Source organism: Puniceibacterium sediminis, from assembly GCF_900188035.1.
Lineage (GTDB): Bacteria > Pseudomonadota > Alphaproteobacteria > Rhodobacterales > Rhodobacteraceae > Puniceibacterium > Puniceibacterium sediminis.
The window spans coordinates 1-25,766 of record NZ_FZNN01000001.1; the positions used below are offsets into that span (position 1 = coordinate 1).

The 25,766-nt window shown below is 63.3% G+C and carries 25 protein-coding genes and 1 tRNA gene; 12 read left to right on the plus strand and 14 right to left on the minus strand.

Annotation, left to right across the window (positions count from 1 at the left end; all coding sequences use genetic code 11):
- Together CHB75_RS00005 and CHB75_RS00010 are read left to right on the plus strand one after the other, a co-directional pair.
- A partial coding sequence (locus tag CHB75_RS00005; RefSeq protein ID WP_141135057.1) for a transposase domain-containing protein occupies window positions 1-158 on the plus strand: 158 nt, incomplete at its 5' end.
- 10 nt (window positions 159-168) lie between these two features.
- Window positions 169-1,089 carry an IS110 family RNA-guided transposase gene (locus CHB75_RS00010; protein WP_245840555.1) on the plus strand — a complete coding sequence of 307 codons (921 nt, stop codon included), beginning with the start codon at window positions 169-171 and terminating at the stop codon, window positions 1,087-1,089.
- 344 nt (window positions 1,090-1,433) lie between these two features.
- On the opposite strand, the gene CHB75_RS00015 is transcribed toward CHB75_RS00010, so the two are convergent.
- From CHB75_RS00015 to clpS, 3 genes are read right to left on the minus strand one after another with little or no spacing between them, the layout of a single operon-like run.
- Entirely contained in the window at window positions 1,434-2,234 is an 801-nt protein-coding gene (locus CHB75_RS00015; protein WP_089268475.1) for an SDR family NAD(P)-dependent oxidoreductase, read from the minus strand.
- Window positions 2,235-2,282: 48 nt separating this feature from the next.
- A complete protein-coding gene (locus tag CHB75_RS00020; protein ID WP_089268476.1) occupies window positions 2,283-3,275 on the minus strand; it encodes a class I SAM-dependent methyltransferase in 993 nt (330 codons plus the stop codon).
- 27 nt (window positions 3,276-3,302) lie between these two features.
- Window positions 3,303-3,632: an ATP-dependent Clp protease adapter ClpS gene (gene clpS, locus CHB75_RS00025; protein ID WP_089268477.1), complete on the minus strand. Its 330-nt coding sequence runs from the start codon at window positions 3,630-3,632 to the stop codon at window positions 3,303-3,305.
- A 126-nt stretch (window positions 3,633-3,758) separates the two neighbouring features.
- Here clpS and CHB75_RS00030 point away from each other — a divergent pair, with 126 nt between their 5' ends.
- The 3 genes from CHB75_RS00030 to CHB75_RS00040 all read left to right on the plus strand — a co-directional run bounded on the left by CHB75_RS00030 (window position 3,759) and on the right by CHB75_RS00040 (window position 6,490).
- Window positions 3,759-4,457 carry an HAD family hydrolase gene (locus CHB75_RS00030; RefSeq protein WP_176439029.1) on the plus strand — a complete coding sequence of 233 codons (699 nt, stop codon included), beginning with the start codon at window positions 3,759-3,761 and terminating at the stop codon, window positions 4,455-4,457.
- A 223-nt stretch (window positions 4,458-4,680) separates the two neighbouring features.
- The gene (locus CHB75_RS00035) at window positions 4,681-6,195 is read left to right on the plus strand and encodes a D-alanyl-D-alanine carboxypeptidase family protein (protein ID WP_425439474.1); all 1,515 of its coding nucleotides are present in this window, start codon (window positions 4,681-4,683) and stop codon (window positions 6,193-6,195) included.
- 218 nt (window positions 6,196-6,413) lie between these two features.
- A tRNA-Arg gene (locus tag CHB75_RS00040) sits at window positions 6,414-6,490 on the plus strand.
- 81 nt (window positions 6,491-6,571) lie between these two features.
- Here the strand turns inward: CHB75_RS00040 and pcaQ are convergent.
- Complete coding sequence (pcaQ, locus tag CHB75_RS00045; protein WP_089268479.1) at window positions 6,572-7,516, minus strand: pca operon transcription factor PcaQ; 945 nt, start codon at window positions 7,514-7,516, stop codon at window positions 6,572-6,574.
- Window positions 7,517-7,603: 87 nt separating this feature from the next.
- Between pcaQ and pobA the strand changes: the two genes are divergently transcribed.
- The 5 genes from pobA to CHB75_RS00070 are packed head-to-tail and all read left to right on the plus strand — an operon-like array spanning window position 7,604 to window position 11,351.
- Entirely contained in the window at window positions 7,604-8,782 is a 1,179-nt protein-coding gene (gene pobA / locus CHB75_RS00050; protein ID WP_089268480.1) for a 4-hydroxybenzoate 3-monooxygenase, read from the plus strand.
- Between the two features lie 27 nt (window positions 8,783-8,809).
- The gene (gene pcaC, locus CHB75_RS00055; protein WP_089268953.1) at window positions 8,810-9,190 is read left to right on the plus strand and encodes a 4-carboxymuconolactone decarboxylase; all 381 of its coding nucleotides are present in this window, start codon (window positions 8,810-8,812) and stop codon (window positions 9,188-9,190) included.
- Window positions 9,187-9,906: a protocatechuate 3,4-dioxygenase subunit beta gene (gene pcaH / locus CHB75_RS00060; RefSeq protein WP_089268481.1), complete on the plus strand. Its 720-nt coding sequence runs from the start codon at window positions 9,187-9,189 to the stop codon at window positions 9,904-9,906. The genes pcaC and pcaH overlap by 4 nt, the downstream gene beginning before the upstream one ends.
- A gap of 2 nt (window positions 9,907-9,908) precedes the next feature.
- Window positions 9,909-10,511 carry a protocatechuate 3,4-dioxygenase subunit alpha gene (pcaG, locus tag CHB75_RS00065; protein WP_089268482.1) on the plus strand — a complete coding sequence of 201 codons (603 nt, stop codon included), beginning with the start codon at window positions 9,909-9,911 and terminating at the stop codon, window positions 10,509-10,511.
- Between the two features lie 9 nt (window positions 10,512-10,520).
- A complete protein-coding gene (locus tag CHB75_RS00070) occupies window positions 10,521-11,351 on the plus strand; it encodes a 3-oxoadipate:acetyl-CoA acetyltransferase (RefSeq protein ID WP_089268483.1) in 831 nt (276 codons plus the stop codon).
- Between the two features lie 315 nt (window positions 11,352-11,666).
- Here CHB75_RS00070 and CHB75_RS00075 read toward each other — a convergent pair whose 3' ends face one another.
- The 10 genes from CHB75_RS00075 to CHB75_RS00120 form a co-directional block, all read right to left on the minus strand.
- Complete coding sequence (locus CHB75_RS00075; protein WP_089268484.1) at window positions 11,667-14,768, minus strand: efflux RND transporter permease subunit; 3,102 nt, start codon at window positions 14,766-14,768, stop codon at window positions 11,667-11,669.
- Window position 14,769: 1 nt separating this feature from the next.
- Window positions 14,770-15,936 (minus strand): efflux RND transporter periplasmic adaptor subunit, encoded by a 1,167-nt coding sequence (locus CHB75_RS00080; RefSeq protein ID WP_089268485.1) that lies wholly within the window; start codon window positions 15,934-15,936, stop codon window positions 14,770-14,772.
- Between the two features lie 161 nt (window positions 15,937-16,097).
- A complete protein-coding gene (locus CHB75_RS00085) occupies window positions 16,098-16,826 on the minus strand; it encodes an MBL fold metallo-hydrolase (RefSeq protein ID WP_089268486.1) in 729 nt (242 codons plus the stop codon).
- On the minus strand, window positions 16,823-17,863 hold the full coding sequence (locus CHB75_RS22435) for an ABC transporter ATP-binding protein (RefSeq protein ID WP_089268487.1): 1,041 nt from the start codon (window positions 17,861-17,863) through the stop codon (window positions 16,823-16,825). The genes CHB75_RS00085 and CHB75_RS22435 overlap by 4 nt, the downstream gene beginning before the upstream one ends.
- Entirely contained in the window at window positions 17,860-18,630 is a 771-nt protein-coding gene (locus CHB75_RS00095) for an ABC transporter permease (RefSeq protein ID WP_089268488.1), read from the minus strand. The genes CHB75_RS22435 and CHB75_RS00095 overlap by 4 nt, the downstream gene beginning before the upstream one ends.
- Window positions 18,627-19,487, minus strand: coding sequence for an ABC transporter permease (locus CHB75_RS00100; protein WP_089268489.1), 861 nt, complete (start codon window positions 19,485-19,487; stop codon window positions 18,627-18,629). Before CHB75_RS00100 ends, CHB75_RS00095 begins: the two co-directional genes overlap by 4 nt.
- Window positions 19,488-19,490: 3 nt before the next feature.
- The gene (locus CHB75_RS00105) at window positions 19,491-20,543 is read right to left on the minus strand and encodes an extracellular solute-binding protein (protein ID WP_176439030.1); all 1,053 of its coding nucleotides are present in this window, start codon (window positions 20,541-20,543) and stop codon (window positions 19,491-19,493) included.
- A 270-nt stretch (window positions 20,544-20,813) separates the two neighbouring features.
- Complete coding sequence (locus tag CHB75_RS00110; protein ID WP_245840559.1) at window positions 20,814-21,869, minus strand: ABC transporter substrate-binding protein; 1,056 nt, start codon at window positions 21,867-21,869, stop codon at window positions 20,814-20,816.
- A complete protein-coding gene (locus CHB75_RS00115; RefSeq protein ID WP_089268491.1) occupies window positions 21,866-23,254 on the minus strand; it encodes a sensor histidine kinase in 1,389 nt (462 codons plus the stop codon). The genes CHB75_RS00110 and CHB75_RS00115 overlap by 4 nt, the downstream gene beginning before the upstream one ends.
- Window positions 23,247-23,918: a response regulator transcription factor gene (locus CHB75_RS00120; RefSeq protein WP_089268492.1), complete on the minus strand. Its 672-nt coding sequence runs from the start codon at window positions 23,916-23,918 to the stop codon at window positions 23,247-23,249. The genes CHB75_RS00115 and CHB75_RS00120 overlap by 8 nt, the downstream gene beginning before the upstream one ends.
- A 293-nt stretch (window positions 23,919-24,211) precedes the next feature.
- On the opposite strand from CHB75_RS00120, the gene CHB75_RS00125 reads away from it, so the two are divergent.
- Together CHB75_RS00125 and CHB75_RS00130 are read left to right on the plus strand one after the other, a co-directional pair.
- The gene (locus CHB75_RS00125; RefSeq protein ID WP_089268493.1) at window positions 24,212-25,201 is read left to right on the plus strand and encodes a Bug family tripartite tricarboxylate transporter substrate binding protein; all 990 of its coding nucleotides are present in this window, start codon (window positions 24,212-24,214) and stop codon (window positions 25,199-25,201) included.
- 129 nt (window positions 25,202-25,330) lie between these two features.
- Window positions 25,331-25,762 carry a tripartite tricarboxylate transporter TctB family protein gene (locus CHB75_RS00130; RefSeq protein ID WP_089268494.1) on the plus strand — a complete coding sequence of 144 codons (432 nt, stop codon included), beginning with the start codon at window positions 25,331-25,333 and terminating at the stop codon, window positions 25,760-25,762.
- Window positions 25,763-25,766 lie beyond the last annotated feature (4 nt).

The following is a 25,766-nucleotide window of genomic DNA, read 5'->3' on the forward strand; positions in this document are numbered from 1 at the left end:
GCGCCGCGACATGGGCGCGTGTCGCCTCGCTGATAGGCACATGTCGCCTGAACGCCGTAAACCCCGAAGCCTATGTCGCCGCCACACTCCGAAAGATCCTCGATCAGCACATGCAGACTGACATCGACACTCTCATGCCATGGAACTTCGGCAAGTAGTAAAACCACAGTGCCATGGGTGATGGACTGCCGCTTACACCGGATCGTACATGAGAGCGGGATGCTTTCTATCTGGCTGCAGCGCGGGATGACGAGGCTTGGCCTTCCCACCACATGCATCGATGCCCGCAAAGCGCACAAGAGCCTGTCGGCGCGGCTCAATAAATCGGATTCTGCCGATGCCGAAGGCTTGGCGCAGCTCGCACGCACCAACTGGTTTACTCCGGTTCATATCCGTAGCGAAGAGGCCGATCGGCTCCGCAGCCTGATTGGCGCACGCGAGCGTCTGATCCGCTTGCGCAAGGACTTGGAGGGGCACATCCGGGGCGTCCTGAAAACCTTTGGCATCCGCATGATCGGGATCGGTCATGGTCGACAGAGACAGGCGTTCCGCGATCAACTCGCAGCAGCTGGAGAGACTGATCCGATCCTGCGCACGATCGCTGACGGCTTCATCGCGGCCCATTCGACCCTGTGCCTGGCGGCTGATGATCTCGACAAAGCCGTGAAGAGAAAAGCCAAGGCGCACCCCGTCGCGCGCCGTTTGATGACCATTCCGGGCGTCGGGCCGGTGAACGCGCTCAGTTTCATTGCCCTGGTCGATAACCCAAACCGGTTCAGCCGGGCATCTGATGTCGGCGCGTTTCTCGGGCTTACACCAAAACGGCATCAGTCCGGCGAAATAGATTGGTCGGGACGGGTGTCAAAGTGGGGAGACGGGACGATGCGCGGACTGCTGTTCGAGGCGGCGTCCTGCTTGATCCGCCAGGTGAAGCGTTTCTCACCACTGAAATCATGGGCAGTACGACTGGCCAGTCGACGCGGGTTCCGAAAGGCCGCAGTCGCGACCGCGCGCAAGATCTCAGTCCTGATGCTGACGATCTGGAAATCTGGCGCAGACTATCAATGGACAAAGGAGGCGGCTGCCTGATCTGAATTTCCGCCGCTGAGAAGGCGGGAAGCGAAGTCCCGACGGGACGGAGGTAGATCGATCTCGTAAAAACGGTTGGGAGGCAGGCTCGCTTGCTCACCCCGCAAACGACATTGGAGACGATCCACCACCGAACACCATCATGAGGCGCAATGCGCGACCTCGGAGAGAACCACGACCCCGAACGGACAGATCGCCATCCCGCTTGACAAAGCCGCAATCAGAGAACCGTTTTTGTCCGACTCGGTTTCTCAAAGCAGACCTTGGCGCAGCCGCAGCGAAATGGTGCTTTGTCCGCATAGCCGACGCAAGCGGTGCTCATCTGTCCGTGTCAGTATTTGGTCCTAATGCGCCGGTGCGGCCGCCGGATCCAGCAGGGTGCGGCCGCCGTCGACGGTCATTACCTGACCGGTCATGAAGCCCGAGCCTTCGGAGGCGAGGAATTGCACCGCCTCGGCCAGTTCCATCGGCGATGCGATGCGCCCCAGCGGGGTGTGGCTTTCGATGTCGTCGCGGTAGTCGGGGTTGTCCTTCAGCGCCGCCTTGAGGCTGGCCGACATCACCGAGCCAAAGGCCAGCGCGTTGACCCGGATGCGGTTGGGCGCCAGCGCCACGGCCAGCGACCGGGTCATCTGATCAAGCGCGGCGCAGGACACGGAATAGGCCAGCAGGTCGGGGTGGGTCAGCCGTGCGGCGATCGAGCTGAGGTTGACGATGGTGCCGATCGGGCCTTCGGAGTCGTCGCCCGCCTGCTTGATCATTCGCCGCGCCACCACCTGACTAAGCCGCAGCGCCGTCATCAGGTTCTGATCCAGCAGCGATTCGACCGAGGTATCGTCGATATCCAGCGGATCCGAAGCGATGATCTGTCGGCTGCCGTTCACCAGAATATCCACCCGGTCATAGGCATCCAGAGTGGCCGAAAGCAGGTTCGCCAGCGTCAGGCGTTCACGCAGATCACCGGCAAAGTAGCGCATGTTGCCGTCTTCGACGACCTCGCCCACCTCTTTGCAGAGGCGGGTTTCGTCGATATCGGCGAACATCACATTCGCGCCGCGCTGGGCAAAGTGCCGGGCAATGGCGAGGCCTACGCCATTGGCGGCGCCGGTGACGATGGCGGTCTTACCTTCGATCGAAAAGGACATGTATGCGTTGGACCCCGGGCTGTTGTTCTGGCGCGAACCTAGACCAGTTCAGCGCCGGGGGCGAGAGGGGCGTTGCGCATGCAGTATCTTGAAGCGTCCGTCGCCGCCGACTTCGGTGGTTTCGCCAAAGTGTTCGGCAAGCGTCGTCTCATAGGGCAGGTGCCGGTTGGCGACGATCCAGAGATGCCCGCCGGGCTTCAGCGCCTTTGCAGCAGCGGCGATAAAGGACTGACCGATGGCGGGGTCGGCGTTGCGCGTGGTGTGGAACGGCGGGTTCATCACCACGGTGTCGAGCCGTTCGGGCGAGGGCCAGCTGGGCACGTCGGCCCAGTAGAACTTGGCCCGGGGGTCATCGATGTTGGCGCGGGCACAGGTCAGGGCGGTGTGATCCGCCTCGATCACATGCAGTACGGCGATTTCGGGGCGGGTCAGGATCTGTGTTGACAGATACCCCCAACCGGCGCCGAAATCCGCAACGCTCTGACCCAGTTTGGCGGGCAGGGCGGCGGCCAGCGCGGCCGAGGCCGGGTCGATGCCATCGGCGGAAAACACGCCCGGCGCGGTCAGGTATCCATCCGCCGTGCGGCTGGGGCCGGGGCTGGTCCAGTCGGTGAATGCGTCGGTCGAGGGGAACCAGACCGCCTTGCCATGCGCCTTGGAAATCTGGCCCTGCACATCCGCACGGGCGCGGCAGGCCTTGAGCATCGGCTCGATTCCGTCGGTCTTGAGACCGTCGACCAAAATCGTACCCTCGGGCACGGCGGCGCAGGCGGCGGCAACCATCGCCTGACCCTGTGCGCGGGCGCGGGGCAGAAACACCACGGCCATGGCATAGGGCCCGGCGGGCTCTGTCACACAGTCAAAACCGCGCGCGGTCAGCGCGTCATGTTCCGGGCGGAAGGTCTGGATCACCTGACAGCGGTCTGTCGGCAGCTCTGAAAGGTCATGATCAGCGGTGGCGCCGAACAGGGCGATGGTGCCCTCTGAAGGCAGAACAACGCTGCCGTCTTCCAGGCATGTGGTCAGTCGGGATGTGGCCATGTCAGCAGCGCCGCGCCAGGCGAGGCGTCATTCTTTTTCCATCGTGCATTGCAGCGGATGCTGGTGGCGGCGCGCGAAATCCATAACTTGTCCTACTTTTGTCTCGGCAATCTCGTGGCTGAAGACGCCAACCACGGCGACACCCTTTTTGTGCACGGTCAGCATGATCTCGAACGCCTGAGCGTGGGTCAGACCAAAGAACCGTTCCAGAATGTGCACCACAAATTCCATCGGGGTGTAGTCATCGTTCAGCAGCAGCACCTTGTAAAGCGGCGGGCGCTTTGTCTTGGGCTTGGAGTCAACGACCACATCCACGTCATTATCACCCCCCGGGGGGGGATTCGGGTCCTTGCTCATAAAGGGATGGTTAACGGTTTGTCCGTAGGTCATGAGACTCTGTCTGGTTTGTGGTGTCGACATAGGAGGTTCTATATAACCTCTCGGGGCCCTTAGAAAAGGGCCGAGAACAGTGGCAAGGGAACAATGGTGCAGAATCTGCTAACAATCGGTTTCGATGCGGATGACACGCTTTGGCACAACGAACGGTTTTTCAAGCTGACCCAAAGCCGATTCGCCGAACTGCTGGCGGATCATGCCGATCTGGACACGCTGGATGCCCGCCTGCTGGACGCGGAGCGGCGCAATATCGGACACTACGGATTCGGCGTGAAGGGTTTCGTGCTGTCGATGATCGAAACCGCGATCGAGGTGACAGAGGGACGTGTGCCCGCCAGCGTGATTTCCGAACTGCTGAGCGCGGGGCAGGAGCTGCTGGCGCATCCGCTGGAACTGCTCCCCCATGCCGAAGAGGCCGTGCGCGAAATGGCCGACAGCCATCACCTTGTCCTGATCACCAAGGGCGACCTGCTGCATCAGGAACGCAAGTTGGCGCAGTCGGGGCTGGGGGAGTTGTTCGACGGGGTGGAAATCGTTTCGGACAAGACGCCCGCAACCTATGCGCGGATCTTTGGCGCGACGCCCGGCGGGGCGGCGGGGGCCATGATGGTGGGCAATTCGCTGAAGTCCGACGTGGTCCCGGCGATCGAGGCCGGCGGTTGGGGCGTCTTCGTCCCGCAGGAGTTGATCTGGGATCTGGAACATGCCGACCCGCCCGAGTCCCCGCGTTTTCGCACGCTGAAGGATCTGGGCGACCTGCCGAAACTGGTGCGCGATATCGGCTGAACGCCGGATCCCGCCGATGACGTATTTTTGCCGCAATCGCCTGTCTTGCGTCGCCATTCGCTTTGTGCGCTAGATATGGTTAAGCGCGCGACAATAAAACTGGATTTGTTAACCACTTGAAGGGTTTATCCGAAGCGCTTCATGTGTTACGTTGAGAGAAATAGAACAATAAAAAGCCCACCGAAAAAATTCGGGGGCACGAGGCAGCAGAAGGCGACATATCGTGACGGGACGGCATAGGCAGCCGGGCCGATTAGGCCTGTATTTCATCACCTTTCTCTGGCTGGTACTTCTTGTACCGCTCAGCGCATGGGCAGCACCCTACGCGGCGTTCGTCATGGACGCCCGATCTGGCGAAGTTGTTTATGCGGAAAACGCGGATACACCTTTGCATCCCGCCTCCCTGACCAAGATGATGACGCTCTACATCGCGTTTCAGGCGGTCGAACACGGCGAAATCAGCATGGATACCGAGGTGACGATTTCGCGCAATGCCGCCGCCGAGCCGCCGTCGAAACTGGGCCTGCGCTCCGGCCAGAAAATCAAACTGCGCTATCTGGTGCGCGCGGCGGCGGTGAAATCCGCAAACGACGCCGCCACCGCGATAGGCGAGGCGATATCGGGGTCCGAATCCGCCTTTGCGCGCCGCATGAACCGCACGGCGAAACAGCTGGGCATGACGCGCACCAACTTTAAAAACGCCAACGGCCTGACCGAATCGGGGCACCTGTCGACCGCCCGCGACATGTCGATCCTGGGCCGTCACGTCATCTATGATTATCCCGAATACTATAACCTGTTTTCCCGCCAGACGGCGGATGCCGGGGTCAAGACCGTGTCGCACACCAACCGCCGCATGCTGCAAAGCTATGCGGGCGCGGACGGGATCAAGACCGGGTATACCAGCGCCGCGGGATTCAACCTTGTCGCATCGGCCGAGCGGGGCAGCGAACGGGTGATTGCGACTGTCTTTGGTGGTCGTTCCACCGCGTCGCGCAATGCCAAGGTGGCCGAGCTTATGGATCTGGGGTTTCGCAAGATGCCCAGCCGTGTCGCGTTTCGCGCGCCGGGAAAGCCGTCCTATCAGGGCCGCGGCGAAGTTGATGTGATGGTCGCCCAAAGCTCGGATCCGATGCCGGGCACGCGCGGGAAATCGGTCCGCGTCGTCTCGTCTGCGGTAAGCAAAAGCCTGCGGCCGATGGCGCGCGCCACGGCGGCACCTGTGCCGCTGCTGGTCGCAGAGGTGCGCACCGACATCGATACACTCCTTGAAACCGTTCAGACTGCGGCGGTTGAGCCCGTCACGGCACCGACGGCCCCCGTGGCCGCGCCCGAGGTGGTCGAGGTGGCCCCAGAGGTCGTGCAGGTTGCCAACGCGGTCGCGCCGACCGCCTCGATCAAGCCTGTACGGCGGCCGGCACAGGTGGTTCTAGCCAGCGCCGCAGTCGTTCTGCCCCCCAAGCCCGAAGCCGAGGTGGTCGAGCGGATTTCGACATCCGGCGGACGGCACTGGGGCATCAACGTCGGTCGCTATCCCAGCAAATATGCCGCCGAAAAGGTGCTGTTGCAGACTGCATTGTCCGAGATGTCGACGCTGGATGGCTCGCTTCGCAAGGTGGTCAACCGCTCTTCGGGATATGATGCGAACTTCATGGGGCTGAGCCGCGAAATGGCGGACCTTGCCTGTCGCCGCCTGCAGGCCCGTCAGGTCACCTGCTTCATGATCGGACCCAGCTGAGACCTCGCGTCTCACGCCCCACATCCCCTGCGCCACCGGCCTTGCCAAACTGTCCGCGATGTCGGACAAGCAGCGCCGTGCGGTCCCGACGCTCAACTGGAAACAGTGGCTGACTTCCCAGCCAGAGGTCTGGGGCCCCAAAGGCGAAATCAAACGAACGGGCACGAAAATGGCAGGCGCTTGCGCACCGTTTTCCGAACCGGTATCAGAAGGTTCACGGTCCTGTAGCTCAACTGGATAGAGCACCTGACTTCTAATCAGGATGTTGGGGGTTCGAGTCCTCCCGGGATCGCCACTTTCCTTTTAAATCAAGCCATAGTCGCGCAAACCCGCGCTGAACGACTGGCAGGTCAACGCCAGCCCTCCAGATGGCATTTCACCGTCCCACCGTGCCGCCCGCATCTGTGCGGATGGTCGCAGCGGCCTGTTCCAGCGCAGTGACAAAGATCTGCCGCGCGGGCGAGGGTGGGTCGTCGGGGCGGATCATCAGCCCGACCGGCCCCGCCGTCAGCCCGGTGTCCAGCGGCAGCGCGCTCAGCCGCCCGTCGGTCATGTCCTGCGCGACGACGCCTTCCGAGATGATCCAGATGGCATCGGATTGCCGCACATAGTTGCGCCCGAAGGCACCGGACACCGTTTCGATCCGGTCGCGCAGCGGCGGCACGCCCTGCGCAATCAGCGTCCGGTCGACCAGCGGGCGGATCGCGGCGTCGGCGGGCGGGTGGATCACCGGCCAATCGGCAATCGCGGTCAGATCCAGCGCGCCACGCTCCAGCAGCGGATGCCCCGGCCGCACCACGAACACCACCCGTTCAAGGTATAGCTGCGTGAACGACAGGCCCGTCATCGTTTCGGGCGCACCCAGCCGTCCGATCACCAGATCGACGCTGCCCGACCGCAGTTGTTCGGTCAGATGCCCATGCGCGCCGTCCTGCAGATCCAGCACCACATCCGGCGCCTGAGCGCGAAACCGCGCCACCGCCTGCGGCAACAGCCGCGCCGCCACGCTGGGCAGCGCCCCCACCCGCAGCACGGCACCACCGCTTTCGCGCAGCGATGTCACCCCGTCGACCCCGCGCCGCAGGGCGGCGAGGCTCATTTCAGCGAATTCCAGAAACACCCGGCCTTCGGGGGTCAGCCGCACACCGCCCCGGTCCCGGCTCATCAGGGTCACACCCAGGATTTCTTCCAGCTCTTTCAGGGTCTTGGACAGCGCGGGCTGGGTCAGGTTCAGCACCGCGCAGGCACGTTTCAGGCTGCCCTGCCGGTGGATCGCGGCAAAGCATTCGATATGGCGGAACTTGATACGGCGGTCGATCATCACTTATTCATTTGGGTAAGCAATCTGCATGAAATGTCATTTTACATGTCATTCCCGTTCAGTATCTAGTAAAAAACGGAGGAACATATGCAAACACAAGTCGTCATCATCGGTGGTGGCCCGTCCGGGCTGCTGCTTGCGCAGCTTCTGCATGTGCAGGGGATCGAGGCGGTCGTGCTGGAACGCAAGACCCGCGATTATGTGCTGGGCCGCATCCGCGCGGGTGTGCTGGAACGCGGCCTTGTCGCCCTGCTGGCCGAGGCGCAGGTCGAAACCCGCATCGCCACACAGGGTTTCCCCCACGATGGCACGGTGATCAGCTATGATGACCAGCATTTCCGCATCAATTTCACCGACCACACCGACCATCCCGTGATGGTCTATGGCCAGACCGAGGTGACGCGCGACCTGTACGATGCCCGCGAAAAAACGGGTGGCACGACGTTCTTCAATGTCGAAGATGTGCAGATCCACAACGCCGATCTGGAGGGCACGACCCGCCCGCGCGTGACCTTCACCAGCGACGGCACGGACCATGAAATCACCTGCGACTACATCGCCGGCTGTGACGGTTTTCACGGTGTATCGCGCCAGTCGATCCCGCAGGAAAAGCGCAGCGAGTATGAAAAGGTCTACCCCTTTGGCTGGCTGGGCATCCTGTCGGAAACGCCGCCGGTGCATCACGAACTGATCTACGCCAACTCACCCCACGGTTTTGCGCTCTGTTCGATGCGCAACGACCACCTGTCGCGCTACTACGTGCAGTGCCCGACCGATGATAACGTGGCCGACTGGTCCGATGATCGGTTCTGGAATGAACTGCGCCGCCGCATCCCCCCGGAATTCGCCGCCAAGCTCCAGACCGGCCCGTCGATCGAAAAATCCATCGCCCCGCTGCGGTCCTTTGTGGTTGAACCGATGCAATACGGCCGGTTGTTCCTGTGCGGTGACGCCGCCCATATCGTGCCGCCCACCGGTGCCAAGGGGCTGAACACCGCCGCGTCGGATGTGCACTACCTTTACCGTGCGCTGACCGCCCATTACCGCGAAAACGACAGCGCCAAACTGGCCACATATTCCGCCACCGCCCTGTCCCGCGTCTGGAAGGCCGAACGCTTCAGCTGGTGGATGACCTCGACCCTGCACCGCTTCCCGCAGATGAGCACATTCGATCTGCGCATGCAGCGCGCCGAGTTGGAATTCCTGCGCTCCAACACCGCCGCTCAGGCGGCACTGGCGCAGAACTATGTCGGACTGCCCTACTGAATGGCCCCGAACGGAAAGGCCCTGCTGATGACTGACAAATACGACACCGGAATGACCGTCCGCCGGTCCGTGCTGGGCGATGCCCACGTGGACCGCGCCGAGGCGGCCAAGACTGACTTCGACCTGCCGTTCCAGACCCTGATCACCGAAGGTGCCTGGGGCACGGTCTGGGCATCCGACAACATCACGCGGCGCGAACGGTCGATGCTGACACTTGCACTGCTGGCCGCCACTGGCAATTTCGAAGAAATCCCGATGCACATCCGCGCCTGCGCCCGCACCGGCGCCACCAAGACCGATGTGCAAGAGGCGTTCCAGCACGTTGCAATCTACGCTGGCGTGCCAAAGGCCAATCATGCGATCAAGCTGGCCAAACAGACATGGTCAGAGATGGAGGAAAACTCATGACCGGTTTCATTCCCCGCGACCGCCGCTGGCATCCGCCCGCCCTGACGCCGGATTACAAGACATCCGTCAAACGTTCGCCCAGCTTTGCGCCGCTGTCCTTCCCGACCTCGCTGCCCGAAGAAACCGGGCCAATGTTCCGCGATGACATGCTCGGCCCCAACGACAGCGACCTGATTCACAACTTTGCAAAGGCGGGCGAATCCGCCGTCGGCCCGCGCATCATCGTGCATGGCCGGGTGATCGACGAATTCGGCCGCCCCGTCCCGAATACCCTGGTCGAGGTCTGGCAGGCCAACGCCGGCGGGCGCTACCGGCATAAAAAGGAAAGCTACCTTGCCCCGCTTGACCCCAATTTTGGCGGTTGCGGGCGGGTGGTGACCGACGATCACGGCTATTACGAATTCCGCACGATCCAGCCGGGGCCATACCCCTGGCCCAACACGATGAACGACTGGCGTCCGGCGCATATCCACTTTTCCGTCTTCGGCCATTCCTTTGCCCAGCGGCTCATCACCCAGATGTACTTTGAGGGCGATCCGCTGATCTGGAAATGCCCGATCGTCGACACCATCCCGACGCGCGAAGGCATTGAATCGCTGGTGGCCGCGCTGGATATGTCCCGCGCGATCCCGATGGACAGCCTGGCCTATAAATTCGACATCGTGCTGCGGGGCCGTCGCCAGACACATTTCGAAAACCGGCCAGAGGGGCTGTGAACATGGTACAGAAACTCGAATCCTACCGCGAAAGCCCGTCCCAGACCGCCGGGCCCTATGTCCACATCGGCTGCACGCCGAATTTCTCCGGCATCACCGGGGTCTATCCCGAAGACCTTGGCACCACGATGATCACCGGCGATGTTTCCGGGCAACGCATCACCATCAAGGGCACCGTTTATGACGGCGCCGGCACCGCCCTGCGCGACGCGCTGATCGAGGTCTGGCAGGCCGACGCAAACAGCAAATTCGCTGGAAAAGGCGGCGATACCGGGTTTACCGGCTGGGGCCGTTCCGCAGGCGACATGGCGACCGGCGAATTCACCTTTGAGACGGTCAAACCGGGCCGCGTCGCATGGCCTGATGGCCGCCTTCAGGCACCGCATGTCACCTTCTGGATCGTCGCGCGCGGTATCAACCTTGGCCTGCACACGCGGATGTATTTCGCGGACGAAGCCCCAGCCAACGCCGAGGATCCGATCCTCACCCGGCTCGAACATTCGCAGCGCATCCCGACCCTGCTGGCTCAGTCTGAGGCCGACGGCACCTACCGTTTCGACATCCACCTGCAAGGCGCGCAGGAAACCATATTCTTCGACATCTGAAAGCTGACAATGACCAAACCCTGTATCATCTGCGTCGCCATCACCGGATCGCTTCCGAAAAAGGCCGACAACCCCGCCGTGCCGATCACCATTTCCGAACAGATCGAATCCACGCAACAGGCGTTCGAGGCCGGTGCCACCATCGCCCACTGCCATGTGCGCAACGACGACGAAACCACCACCTCGGACCCCGAAAAATTCGGCCTGCTGCTCGACGGGCTGCGCAAGCATTGCCCCGGCATGATCGTGCAGCTGTCGACCGGGGGCCGGTCCGGTGCCGGGCACGCGCGCGGCGGGATGCTGTCGCTGCGCCCCGACATGGCGTCGCTCTCCGTCGGGTCGAACAACTTTCCGACCCGCGTGTACGAGAACCCGCCGGATCTGGTCGACTGGCTCGCCTCCGAGATGAAGAAATACGGCGTGAAGCCCGAGATCGAAGCGTTCGATTTGTCGCACATCCACAAGGCGGCCGAGATGAACCGCGACGGGCGCATCCCGGGCAAGCTGTATGTGCAGTTCGTGATGGGTGTGAAAAACGCCATGCCCGCCGACCGCGATACGTTCGATTACTACATCAAGACGGTCGAACGTCTGGCCCCCGGCGCCGAATGGTGCGCCGCCGGGATCGGTCGTCATCAGGCCGAAATCAACGAATGGTGCATCTCGTCCGGTGGCCACACCCGCACGGGGCTCGAGGATAACATCCGCCTCGACAAGAACACCCTCGCGCCGTCAAACGCGGCATTGGTCGAAAAGGCCGTGAAGCTGTGCGAGAAATACGAACGCCCGGTGGCAACCTGGCAGCAGGCCCGCGAAATGCTCGGGCTGGCAGCGGTCTGAAGCGAACAGCAGGCCCGGAATCAAGCGCGCAGCGCGCCGGGCCAGCGCCGGACCGCCGTCGCACCAAAGGTGCGCCACTCTGCATCTTCTCGCCTTTGGCGAGGCGGTCTGGCGCTTTTGTGAAGTCAGCGCATAGCCATGCTCAACGAATGACCTCACAGCCATAAAGCGCCCCGCTCAACCGGGGCAGCGCCCTCCCGCGGTCCGGCGCTGGCCCGGCTTGCGTTGCAAAGCGTTCACCGGCCAAACCCATACCGCGAGCCATACGGTTTCCATACCAAAACCATACGCTTGCCATACGCCGTTTCCGCTGTCTCAGACCGCCGTCGCGTCGCGCAATTCGGCTTGCAGCCGCGCCGTCTCTTCCGCCTTGGGTCTGGAAAATCCGGCCAGCAGCAGATAGGCCACCGGCGTCAGGTAAAGCGTTGAAATCGTGGCCAGACCCAGCCCCCCGACGATCACCCATCCCAGCGCCTCGCGCGCCTCGGCCCCCGCACCAGACGACAGGATCAGCGGCACACCCCCCAGAACGGTCGAGATCATCGTCATCATCACAGGCCGCAGCCGGATGGTCGACGCATCAAATATCGCATCACGCACAGAAGCGCCTTTGTCCCTGAGTTGATTGGCAAATTCCACGATCAGGATGCCATTCTTGGCCATGATCCCGATCAGCATCACCAGCCCGATCTGGCTATAGACATTCAGGCTCATCCCGGAAAACGCCAGCGCAAAGGCGGCACAGCCCAGCCCCAGCGGCACCGTCGCCATCACCACGATGGCCGAGATGAAGCTCTCGAACTGCGCCGCAAGTACCAGAAAAACCACGAGAATCGCAAAGCCAAAGGTCATCATCAACCCACCCGCCGTCTGGTCCAGCGTCGCTGCCTCGGCCAGTGGCACGATGCGGTTTTCCTCGGCCAGAACCTCACCCCCCAGCGTCTGAACCTGCGCCAGCGCCTCGCCCAATGCCAGCTCGGGCGTCAGCCCCGCAGTGATCTCGACCGAGCGGTTCTGCCCCTCGCGGCTCAGCTCGGGGGCGATGGCGCGTTCCTCAAGTCGCACAAAACTCGACATCGGCACCATCTGCCCGTCGCCCGTCTGCACAAAGACGTTTTCAAGGTCGCCGGGGTCGTTCACCGGGTCAGTGGTCGACAGCATCTGCACATCATAGCTCTTGTCCTGCACAAACACCGTACCAATGCTGCGCCCTTCAAGTGCGGCGCGCAGGGCGTCGCCCAAGCCACTGATATCAATGCCAAGATCGGATGCGCGGGTGCGGTCTATCTCGATGAACAACTGCGGCTGCGTGGTTTCATATTCCAGCCGAACCTGACCAAACGCGGGGTTTTCCTGCATCCGTTCCACCAGCTTTTGCGACACCTCGGCCAGTTGCGCATAGCTGTCGCCGGTCAACGCAAATGTCAGCCCGCGACCCGCCCCGCGAATGCCGAGGCTGTTGGGCTGAATGGCAAAGGCGCGCACGCCGATGATGCCGCGCAGCTTGCCGTTGATCTCGCCCACGATCTCGGCCTGTCCGCGTGTGCGTTCATCCCAGGGGGCCAGCGCCATCACCATGAAACCACCGTTGTTCGCACCGAAACCGGCAATGGCGAACACATTCCGGATGTCTCCGCTGTCAACCAGCGGCTGCACGGCACGTTCGATTTCCTGCATCTTGGAGGTTGTATAATTCAGCGAAACGCCCTGCGGCGCGCTGACCCGGAGCAGGGCGATGGCGCGGTCCTCGGGCGGGGTCAGTTCCTGCCGGATGCCGCTGCCAACGAACAACGCCGTCACCGCGAACAGCGCCGCCGCCAGCACGATCACCAAGGGCACGGCCAGCGCGCCCTTCAGCGTCACCGCGTAAAACCCGGCCAGCCGGTTGCCCAGCCAAATCATCGGCCCGCGTGGGTTTTTTGCCGGTTCGGCGGTCAACAGGCGGCTTGCCAACACCGGGCACAGGGTCAGCGCGACGACCGATGACAGCGACACCGCGATGGCAAGGGTAAAGCCGAATTCGCGGAACAGCCCACCCGCCTGACCCGGCAGAAAGGACAGCGGGATGAACACCGCCGCAAGCGTCGCGGTGGTGGTGACGACGGCAAAGAACACCTGCTGCGTGCCGATCACCGCCGCCGCGCGCGGGCCCATCCCGGCGGCGCGCTGGCGCACGATGTTTTCCAGCACCACGATGGCATCGTCCACCACCATGCCCGTCGCCAGAACCAGCGCCAGAAGGGTCAGGATGTTGACGGAAAAGCCAACCATGTAGATCGCCGCCAGCGTGCCGATCAGTGAGACGGGCAGGGTGAGCGTGGGGATCAGCGTGGCGCTGACATTGCGCAGGAACAGGAAAATCACCACGACCACGATGGCCACGGCAAGGGCCAGCGTCCAGAGCACCTCCTTGATGGATCCGTTGATGAACACCGCATCATCCGAAGTGACAAAGATGTTCACATCCTGTGGCAAGGTCTGGGCAAGCTGCGCCACCACCTGATGGACCGAGGCCGAGATTTCCAGCGTGTTTGACGTCGCCTGACGGATCACGCCCAGACCCAGCCCGGTTTGACCGTTGGCGCGCAGGATGGTTTCGTTCGGGGCGGGGCCAAGGGTGACCGAAGCGACATCGCCAAGGATCACATCGTCCTTGATTTTCAGCGCCTCAAAGTCCGCCGGGGTGCTGACCGCCGCCGTGGTGCGCACGTTGATCGACTGCCGGTCGCCGGTCAGGTCCCCGGCTGGCGCGTCAAAGGCGATTGTCCCCAAGGCATTGCGCAAATCGGCCAGGGTCAGGCCGCGGCTGGCCAGTTGCATCTGGTCGATGTCGACGCGAAAGATCGGGTCGCGGTCGCCGTAGATTTGCAGATCCGCCACCCCGTTGATGGAAATCAGCCGGTCCTCGACCCGGTCCTGCACGATCTGGGTCAGCTCCTGCGGCGACCGGCTGGCCGAGGTGACGGCAACCCGGATCACCGGTTGGGCATTGGCGTCGGCCTTGACGATCTGGGGCTGGTCGGCGTCATCGGGCAGGGCGTTGGCGATCCGCGCCACCGCATCGCGGGTGTCGGTTGCGGCGACGTCAATGTCGACGTCATCGTTGAATTCCAGCGTCACGCGGCTGCGCCCGAAACGCGAGTTGGACGAGATGCTGCGCACCCCGGCGAGGCGGCCCACCGCGCCCTCGACGCGGGCGGTGATTTCCTGATCCACGGTTTCGGCCGATGCGCCGTCAAATTGGGTGGTCACGGTGATGACCGGGCGGTCCACGTCGGGCAATTCGCGGATTTCGACGCCGAAAAGTGCCGCGATCCCGGCAATCACGATCAGTGCGTTCAGCACAAAGGCAAGGATCGGCCGCTGTACGAATAGCGCCGTGCCTGATGTCTTCTCGGGTGCCGGGGTGTTGCTCATCTCAGCCCCGCCTGCGGTTCGTGGCGTCGGCGCTGGCGCGGTTTTCCGCCTGATCCTTCGCGATCTCCACCTCGGTTCCTGGGCGCAGACTTTGCACGCCCTCGGTCACCACCTGTTCACCGGGGGTCAGCTCTGCCTCGACCAGAACGGAATCGCTGTTGCGCTGACGGATCACGATCGGCACGCGCTCTGCGCGGCCTTCGCGCACCACCCAGACAAAGGAACCCTCGCTGGACCATTGCACCGACAGCGGGTTGATGGATGGGTATTGTTCGCCTGCGAAGTGCAGCACGACCGAAAACGCCATGCCTTCGCGCAGGGTGTCATCGCCGTTGTCGATCCGCGCCTGCACCCGCAGGGTCCGGCTTGAGCGATCCACAACGTTGTCGAGCGTGGCGACCGTGCCGATCAGCACTTGACCGCGATTGGCCAGAGGCGAAAGTTCCACCGTCATGCCCGGTTTCAGCTGGCCGATCACCCGTTCCGGCACGCGAAAGTCGATCAGCAGCTGAGACCGGTCGGTCATCGTCGCAAGCTCTGCCTGCGCCGGGATGCGATCACCCTGATCAACCTCAAACAACCCGATCCAGCCCGAGATCGGCGCCCTGATCACCCGCTGGGCCAGATCGAATTCCGCCTGACGGATTTCAAGCTCGGCATTGCGCAGAGCCAGCTCTGCCGTACGGATCTGCACCGTCGTGACGGCGCCCGAGTTCTGCAGGGACGACAGGCGATCCACCTCGTCGCGCGCATCGGTCAAGGTCAGACGGGCACGTTCCAGCGCGATCTGCTCGGCCTCGTCATCCAGCCGCACCATGACCGCGCCTTCCTGCACATAGCTTCCGGCGTCAAAAGCGATTTCGATGATGCGCCCCGTCGCCTCGGACCGGACGATGACCGAACGCAGGGCGCGCCCGTCGCCCACCGCGGTGATCCGGTCGTTCAGCGTGCCCTGCGTGACCGCCGCCGTGATCACCTGCGTCGCACCGCCGCCAGACCTGCGCGCCTCGGGTGGGGGCGGGGTGGTGTCGGTCAGCTCGATGCCCAATGCATCCAGCAGCCCGGTCCCTGCAACCCATGTCGCCGCCGAGGGGACATAGGCCAGCCAGATCGCCAGCGTTCCGGCGATCACGATCGCCCCAAGGAAGAACTGTCTCAAGATGGCCATCTGTTTGCTCTACCCTCAATGTCGGCTTTGCCTACACCAGGCAGACAGCGGCCCGCTGCAAAAGCACAGAAGGTCACGCAGATATTACCTGATTCTACGCGCTGTCACATGATTTCCGTCGGATGGCTCTGGCCTTGGACAGACTTCCCCCGGGGGACGCGTCATGCATCATGCGCCTTCAGCCAATCACGGACCATGCCGTGCAGGCGTTCACCGCTGAAACTCGGGAAATGTCCGCCGTGCACGACCCGCACCGGCAGGTCCAGCAGGCGGCGCATGGAGGCGATGTAATCCCCGATATCCGCATGGTAAGTGTCTTCGATCAGCGGCCCGTCATAGATGATATCGCCTGAAAACAGCACGCCCGTTGCGCGTTCCAGAAGGGCGATGCCGCCGGGCGAATGCCCCGGCGTGTGGACCACCTCAAAGAACCGCCCACCGGCGTCGATCACCTCACCATCGTCAAGCAGACGTGTCGCGGGGGCCGGGGTGACGGTGTAACGCGCGGATTGGTAGGGTTCGGGGGGAAGCGTTTCGAAAATCTCGTCCGTCACATAGGGGTCGGCCAGAACGGCGCGGCGTTCCGGGTTGGCCAGCAGGTGTGCTTCGGCCCGGTGCACGGCGCGGTGGTCAAATTCGTGGTGGCAGCCGATATGGTCGAAATGCGTGTGGCTGGCGACGGCAAGCAGCGGGCGTTCGGTGACCAGCGGCACCCAGTCGCGCAAGGAAACCACGCCCATGCCGCTGTCGACCAGAAGATCGCCGTCCTTGCCCTGCACATGCCAGCAGTTGCAGCGGTAGAAGGGCAGAATATGCGGCTCATCGATCAGGCTGATCCCGTCATCCAGCCGGGTGACACGCCACCAGTCTTCGGCTCTTGCACGCATCATGCGTCCTCCAGCAGGGTAACGTGACCGCTGTCCAGCGCCAGTGTCAGCACGTCATTCACCATTGCATCCATGCCCACGGGCAGTTGCGCGCGCAATGTCGTATCGGGGGCGGCCTCGGGGGTTACGGTCACCCTGCGGCTGCTTCCCTGAAACACCGATTCCCGTACGGTGGCTTTGCCAAGCGTCTCTCCCGCCCCGGGGAACAGGTGTTCCGGGCGGGCACATACCGCGACGCGGCTGCCGTCGCGCAGGTCCGTTTTGGGCCCCAGCGGGCCAAAGGCAGTCACGGCGCGGCCCGCCTGCACGGTTGCGGGGATGAAGTTCATCTCGCCCAGAAAGGCGGCAACAAAGCGGGTGGCGGGGCGGCGGTAAACCCGTTCGGGCGGGCCCTGATCCTCGATCCGTCCGGCGTTCATCACCACGATGCGATCGGCGATGGCCATGGCTTCTTCCTGATCGTGGGTGACGTGGACAAAGGTGGCACCGACCCGGCGCTGGATGTCCTTCAACTCGTCCTGCATGGCGCGCCGCAGGTTCAGGTCCAGCGCACCCAGGGGTTCGTCGAGCAGCAGCACATCCGGGTCCACCGCCAGCGCCCGGGCCAGCGCCACGCGCTGCCGCTGACCACCGGACAGCGCCGCGGGACGTTTGCGCCCGGCACCGGCAAGGCCGACGAGGTCCAGCATCTCTTCGGCCTTTGCGTGCCGCTTTGAACGCCCCACACCGCGCATCCGCAGGCCAAAACCGACGTTGTCGAGCAGGCTCATGTGTGGAAACAGCGCGTAGTCCTGAAACACCGTCGTCGTCGGGCGCTGCGCCGCAGGCACACCGACCATGTCGCGCCCGCCAATCCGCAAGGTGCCACCCGAAGGGTCGGCAAACCCGCCGATGATGTTCAGCAGCGTTGTCTTACCACAGCCCGACGGCCCCAGCAGCACGCAGTATTCCCCGGCATCAATTCCCAGGTCCACACCGGCCAGCGCCATCGCGTCGCCATAGCGTTTGGTCAGGCCGTTTATGTCGATGGGTGCAGTCATTTCCGCCTCATGGTTGCGAGTTCCACCCCCAGCACCGCTATTGCCGACAGCATGAACACCAGTGATCCAACGGCGTTGGTTTTGGGGTTCAGGCCGGACCGCAGCAGCGACCAGATTTCGACTGGCAGGGTCACGTCAAAGCGTGACAGCAGGAAGGCGATGATGAATTCATCCCAGCTGAAGGTCACTGACAGCAGGAACGCGGCCAGAAGTGCAGGCAGGATCATCGGAGCCGTCACCAGCCACATCACCCGCAACTCTGACGCGCCAAGGTCGCGTGCCGCCCGTTCCGCGCTTTGCTGCGCCGGGCCAATGGCGGCGGCGCAGATGGCAAAGCACAGCGGTGTGTTGATGACGATATGGCCCACCGCGACGGTGGCCAGCGACAGGCTCTGACCCATCAGGTTAAAGCTTGCCAGCAGGCCCAGACCGATCACCAGATAGCTGACCGAAAGGGGGGCGGTCAGCGCGGCACTGATCGCCTTGGCCCTGGGCAGGCGGCCTGTGGCCACGGCACGGGCCGCCAGAAACCCCAGCGTGACCGCCATGGCGGAGGACGCAAAGGCCACCATCAGGGAATTCAGCAGGGCGGCGATCAGGTCCGCATCGCCCAGCACCTCGGCATGCCAGCGCAGGGAAAACCCCTGAAATGGCGGAATCGGGAACCGCCCGTCCTGAAACGAAAACAGAGCCAGCACGCCCACCGGAAGAAAGATGAACCCGTACAGCAGCGCCATATAGGTCGCGCAGGCGGCAAAGCGCATCATTTTGACGGCTCCTTCATCCAGCGCGCCATGGCGATATAGGCCAGTGTCACCGCCGCCATCAACACAATCGACAGCGCTGCCGCCATCGGCAGATCCGCCCGTCGCCCGATCTGCAGCATCACCAGCTGCGGCAGGGCAAGGTCGTTGCCGCCGCCCAGAATCTGCGGCGTCACATAGTCCCCGATGCACAGCGCGAATGTCAGAAAGGCACCCACCATCACCCCGGGCAGGGCCAGCGGCCAGACGATAAACCGAAAGATCTGCACCGGTCCCGCGCCCAGATCGGCGGCCGCGCGGCGCAGGTTGGGCGGCAATTGCACAAGGCTGGCGTAGATCGTCAGCGTCAGCAGCATGGTGAAAAAATGGGTGAACCCGATCACCGTGGCCGCGCGCGAATTGGCAAGGTCCATCAGCGGCAGGCCCAGATCGCCCAGCCATCCGTTCAGCACGCCACGTTTGGCAAGCACCAGCGACCACGCATAGGATCGCACCACATATGACGTCCAGAACGGCACCACCGCCAGCGCGAGCGCAAGGCGGCGGTATTTCGCGGGCAGTTCCACCGCGATGATCCACGCCAGCGGATAGGCCAGCGCCACAGACAGGACCGTGACGACCACTGTGATCTCAAGCGAATTCAGCGCCGCCTGCAGATAGGCGGGGCTGCTGGCGAACTTGGCGTAGTTGGCCAGCGTCCAGGCGGCTTCCAGCCCCTGATCGGTGCGCTGCCACAGGCTCAGCACCGCCATGACCCCGAAAGGCAGGGCAAAGAACACAAGCGTCCACAGCAGCGCCGGGGCGGCAAGCGCAAGCGCCCGCCGCCTGTCGCGACCCTCGATCGTCAGGGTCTTGCTCATGCCCTAGTGCGCAAGAAAGCGTGTCCAGACATCCTGCATCGCCGCATCCAGATCGGCGTCCGGCGTGGGGTAAAGATCGGCCTTGTTCAGATAGTCCACCTGCTGATCCCAGCGCAGCGCGGCTTTCTGTTCGTCGGTCATCATGGCGCCGGCCATTCTGTTGGCGGGCATCGCCCAGTAACAGGACGACGTCGCAAGTGCGGCCTGTCCCTGCGGGGAAAGCACGTGTTTCACGAATTCCACCGCCAGATCGGGCTGTTTGCTGTCGGCAAAGACACCGATGGACTGTGACCAGCGCACAGCACCCTGTTCCGGGATCAGCCAGTCGAGATCCGGCAGATCGCCCGTGAGGCCCGCCGTAACCCATTCGCCGCCGCCGAACAGGATATCGACCTCTCCGGTCGCGATGGCGGTCTGAGATGACACCACTTCGCCAACCGACGACGCATTGTCCTTGAGCTTCATCAGCGCCGCCTCGATCGCGGGCAGGTCGTCCAGTGTGATGTCGGCCGTGGGAATGCCCAGACCCATGGCCACCATGCCCATCACCGGCACGTAATAGTCATAGACCGCCATGCTGCCGGGGGCATTGTCGGACCACAGCGCGGTCATGTCCGACAGATCCTCGGCGCTGACTGCGGCCGAGTTGAAGGACACGGTGTTATAGCCGAACTTTTCCGAAATCGCGTAGGTCTGCCCGTCGATGACATGGTTTTCTTCCATCACCATCTCGGGAAACAGTGAATCATAAGGCAGGTCTCCCACCGGCAGCGGCCCGAGGATTCCGGCCGAAACAACGCGTGGAACATCGATCCCGTCGACCACCAGCACATCCCAGTCGCCCGGCTGGCTCTGTTCAATCAGGGACAGCGCGGCACCGGTGCCCTCATATTCCTTGAGGTTCACTTTCACGCCGAACTTGTCCTCGAACGGTTTGATCAGCGCGTCATCGGTATGATCGCACCACACCAGCGCGTTCAACTCCTGTGCGGCGGCCGCCTGGGTCAGAAGCGTGGTGCCGGCCAGAACGGCCAGCAGTCGGGTCGTGGTTTTCATGGTGTTGTCTCCCTCGTCTTTTGTACCACAATACATAGCATGCGTTCAGCCTGAGTCCCGCAGCATCTGGATCATCGCAGCGCCTCGTCCGGGAAGGCCAGCGCAAATCCCTTGCATGCGTGAAATGGTGAATATCCGGACCAGATTTTTTCCCACTGGCACATAGATTAATCCCTGCTCTCACGTCTGGGCACCATCGCACCCGGACATGGCAGTTCAGACAATCCGAATGATGGCCGGGCGGTGCCGATCTGGCGTTCCACCGATTTGTCAGCGCAGATCCTGGTTCGAAAAATTCTCGCGCCAGCGTCGGATGAACTGGGCGCGCTTCTGCTGATCCATCGCAACAATCAGCGCGGGCGACAGCCCGATGGGGCGCAGGGTGGTTTCGGACACCGGGGGGCGTTCCTCGGCGCTGGCATCGTCGGTCAGCGGGTCGATCAGTAGCACGTCGGCAAGCACTGCGCGCCCCTGAACCGACAGCAGGAAATCCAGAAACGCCGCTGCCTCGGCGCTATGGGTGGCCGCCTTGGGGATCATCAGCGCCCGCGACAGGACCAGCGTATAATCCTGCGGCAGCACGATCCCGATGCGCGGATCGCTTTGGGCTGCGACCTGTGCATAGGACCCCAGCACATTGTAGGCGATAAGGTAGGTCCCGTCGGCCACCCCCGCGATAATCTCGGCGGAACAGCAGGTTGCAACCGCACCGGTCCGGCCCAGACTTTCCAGCAAGGCGCCGAATGTCGTCGCCTCGCGCGCGTCCGAGAACGCAAAGAGATACCCCAATCCCGAGGATTCGACATCATAGGTCGCAACCTTTCCGGCATAGGGCGACGCCGTCGGGCGCAGCAGGTCCAGCAGGTCAAAGCGTGTCAGCGGCACGTCATCCAAGGGGACCAGATCGCGGTTGTAGGCCATCACTGCCGCCTCTCGCGTGATCCCCCACAGCTCATCCCGCCAGCGCAGTGCGGGGGGCAGGGCGGTCGTCAGCGCGGAAACATGCGGCGCGGCGCAGGCGTTGTTCACCATTTGCACCATCTGATGCACGCCCGAGGATATGACCACATCGGCCCCCGGCCTGCCGACAGCACAATCCGCAAGGCTGAGGTCGAATAGCGCGTTCGACCCCCATTGTTCGTAATCGATGGCCAGTCCCGGGCGGGTGGCCAGAAAGGCATCGATCACCGGGCCAAAGACGTTGATATCCGTGGTCGAACGGACCAGCAGACGGGTTGTGGCCAGTGCGGGGCCAAAGCTGCGGCTGACCTCTTGCGCGGTGGCAGGCAGGCCCCAGAGGCATATCATCAGAAACAGAATTCTCATACCGACCCCTCTGCCAGTGGCAGCACCAGCGCGGCCCGAAATCCCGCATCGACCCGTTCCAGAACCAGCTCACCACCATAGGCCTGCGCCACGGCTGCCGCGATGGCCAGACCCAGCCCCGCCCCATCGCCCCGCACGGCTGAATTGTGAGCGAACCGGCTGCCGAGCCGATCAAGGATGGCCGGTGCCGGTCCGCTGCCACCATCCTCGACCCACAGAACAGCGCGCCCCTCTTCGACCGAGGCACCGACCCGCACCGGAGAGGCGCCGTATTTCACCGCATTGCCCAGCAAGTTCTTTGCCGCCTCGGTCAGCGACAGCAGGTCGCCCTGTACCGGCACTTCGGCCTCCCCGATCACCAGTCGTATCTCGACCCCCGGCGTGGTCAGGGCAAAATCCCCGGCCTCGACGACCTCAAGCGCGGCATCGCGCAAATCCACCGCTTCGCGCCGCACGGATTCGGCTCGGTGGATCACCAGCGCGCGGCTTAGCATCTGATCCAGCAGATGGCCCAGATCGACCGTCCGTCGGTGAATACGCATGACGATGGCATCCCGCCGTGTCCCGTCCGGTTCGCCCGCTGCCAGATCGGCCTGCGCCCGCAGCGCTGCGACGGGTGTGCGCAGCTGATGCGCGGTGTCCGAAATCAGCCCGCGCATCGCCCGGACCTGCTGATCAATCCGCCCCATGAACCCGTTCAGGGCGCTAACCATGCCGATCGCCTCTTTCGGCACGGGCGCCTTGATCGGGGTCAGGTCGTAAGGATCGCGCCGGGCCACCGCCTCGGCCAGACGGTCCAGCGGGCGCAGGGCAGACCGCACCACAAACACCGCGAGCAAGGACATCAGCACCCCGGCGCCGGCCATGACCACCAGCGCACGCTGGGTGATCTCAAGCGCCAGTGCGCGGCGCGCGCGCAGGGTCTGGCCCACGATCACCTCGACCGGACCCGAAACGTTGCGCTCGGCAAACCGCCGCGTGACCGCTGCATATCGCGCGGCCTCGCCGAAAAACGCCGCGTCGTAGAAATCAAGCCCGGTTGCAGGGGTTTCGGGCGGGTCGGGAAGGTCAGCGTAGCCGGTCAGCACCTCTCCGCCCGGGCCTGTGACGCGGTAGGCGATGCGGTCGTCCGGGGCCAGCGCAAGCAGCTGAAAGGCAGAGATCGGCAGATCCACCAGCAGATCGCCCCCGTCGACCGAGATTGACGCCGCGATATCCGTCGCCGCCCCGACCAGCAGCCGATCATAGGCATCCTGCGCCGCCTGCCGCCCATAGGCAAAGGCCGCAATCGACACCAGCACACCGCCGACCCCCAGCAACAGCGCGACGGCCAGCGCCACGCGGGCGACCAGCGACATTTGCCACGGCGGAATGTGGCTATTCATCAACCACGATCCGGTACCCCAGCCCGCGCTGGGTTTCGATGCGCACGCCGCTGCCGGACAGCTTTTTGCGCAGCCGCGCGATATATAGTTCGATCGCGTTCAGACCCACGTCCGCATCGTCAAAGGAAAACAGCCGCTCGTACAGCCGTTCCTTGGCCATCAGCGTCCCCATGTTGCGGATCAGCAGCCCCAGTAACGCGAATTCCCGGCGTGTCAGGGCCAGCAACTGCCCCTGCACCGTCACCGTCTTGGCGGTTGGATGAAACACCAGATCGCCAAGGGTGATATCTTCGCTCTTTTGCCCCTGCTCACGGCGATAAAGTGCATGAATGCGCGCCTCCAGTTCCCGCTGATCGAATGGCTTCACCAGATAATCATCTGCGCCAAGGTTCAGCGCCGATACCCGGTCATCCACCGAAAACAAGGCCGTCAACATGATCACCGGCGTGCGCAACCCGCGTGCGCGCAACTCCTGCAGCAGTTCGGTGCCAATGCCATCCGGCAGGTTGATGTCGAGCACGATCACGTCATAGCCCTGCACATCGACGTATCCGCGTGCCTCATCCAGTGTACCGGCCATATCGCAGGCCATGCCCGCGCGCTCCAGCCGGATCACGATGGCCTCGGCCACGTCCCGCGTATCCTCGACCAGCAGCACCCGCATGTCTCTGATTTCCCCCCAAACTGTGCCCGGGCGGGATCTTGTGTCCCCCGTGGCGTCAGTCCGGGCAGGGTGTGACAGGTTGGTGACAGGTTCAAGGCCTATCAACCGCCAACCAGCCGCGCGCGAGGAGACCGGGACCGTCCCGGAGCGTGCTGCCGGTCTGCCAGCCTTGCTGGCCACAAAGACTTGCCCGCCAGTGCAACTGGCAAAACAGACGTGCCCGCCAGTGCAACTGGCAAAACAGACGTGCCCGCCAGTGCAACTGGCAAAATAGACTTGGAGGAGTCACCCAAATGACCATCACAACACCCCGCCTGACGCTTGCCGCGGCGTTCCTGGGCCTTTCCGCCCTGACCGCAGGCGCGCAGGGTTTCACCCCCGAAAACCCCGAGTGCATCGCGCCCGCCAACCCCGGCGGCGGCTGGGATTTCACCTGCCGTCAGGTCGGCAAGGAACTTCAGGACCTTGGCCTGCTGGACAAGACCGTTCAGGTCGTCAACCTCGCCGGTGGCGGAGGTGGCGTGGCCTATGCTGAGGTCGTGAACAAGCGTAACGACGACAACGATCTGATCGTTGCTGCCTCGTCCGCCACCGCGACCCGCCTCGCGCAGGGTGCCTATCCGGGCAACACGATGGATCAGGTCCGCTGGCTCGCCTCTGTTGGCGCTGACTACGGCGTGATCGCCGTGGCCGCCGACAGCGAGATCGAGACACTGCCCCAGATGCTCGACATCATGAAGAACGACCCGACAGCAATTTCCGTCGCCGGTGGTTCGGCTGTTGGTGGCTGGGATCACCTCAAGGTGCTGATCGCGGCCAATGCCTATGGCATCGAGGACGTGCGCACCGTGAAATACATCGCCTTTGACGGCGGTGGCGAGGCTGTGACCCAACTGCTGGCCGGCTCAGTGCAGGCCTTTACCGGTGACATCTCCGAAGCCAAGGGTTTCGTCGATTCCGGTGACATCAAGGTGATCGCGGTTCTGGCACCCGAGCGTCTGGACGGCGAATTCTCCAAGTTCCCGACCGCGAAAGAGCAGGGTGTGGATGCGGTTGGCGCCAACTGGCGCGGCTTCTATGCACCGGGCGGCATGTCGGACGAGGCATATGACGCATGGGTCGACAAGATCGCCACTCTCTACGCTTCGGACGAATGGAAAGCGACCATGGCCGCCAACGGCATGGCCCCGCTCGACCTGCAGGGTGCTGAATTCCAGGCCTTCGTAGCGGCCTCGGTTCAGCAGATCCAGGACATCTCGAAAGAGATCGGGATCATCAAGTAAGCGCGCACCGCTTGCTGCCGCGCCCGGAAGTCGATCTTCCGGGCGCACCTCATTTTCCCGCCGTGTTTCCCCCTGTGTCACCCACATTTCCGGCCCGCCCCCGCGCGCGCCGAACCGAAGGAGACCCTCATGAGTGATCGTATATTCGGTGTGGTCGGGCTGTTGCTGGCCGCGTTCTACATCTGGGCCGCCCTGATCATCGAGGAAAGCTTCCTCTCCGACGCTGTCGGCCCCAAAGCCTTTCCGATCATCATTGCCTGCGTGCTGGCTCTGGCATCCATCGTGATCGCCCTGAAGCCCGATCCCGAACCGGTCTGGCCCAGCCTTGGCCGCCTGGCCGAGATCCTTGCCGCCGCCGTGGTGATGTTCCTCTATTCCATGCTGCTGCCCGAGATTGGCTTCATCTTCGCCACCATCTTCGCCGCCAGCTATCTTGCCTGGCGTCTCGGCTCGACCTTCATCGGCTCGGTCCTGACCGGCGTCGGCACATCGGTCGGCATCTACGTCATCTTTCACCTCGTTCTGGGTCTGTCGCTTGCGCGCGGCCCGTTCGGCTTCTGATTCC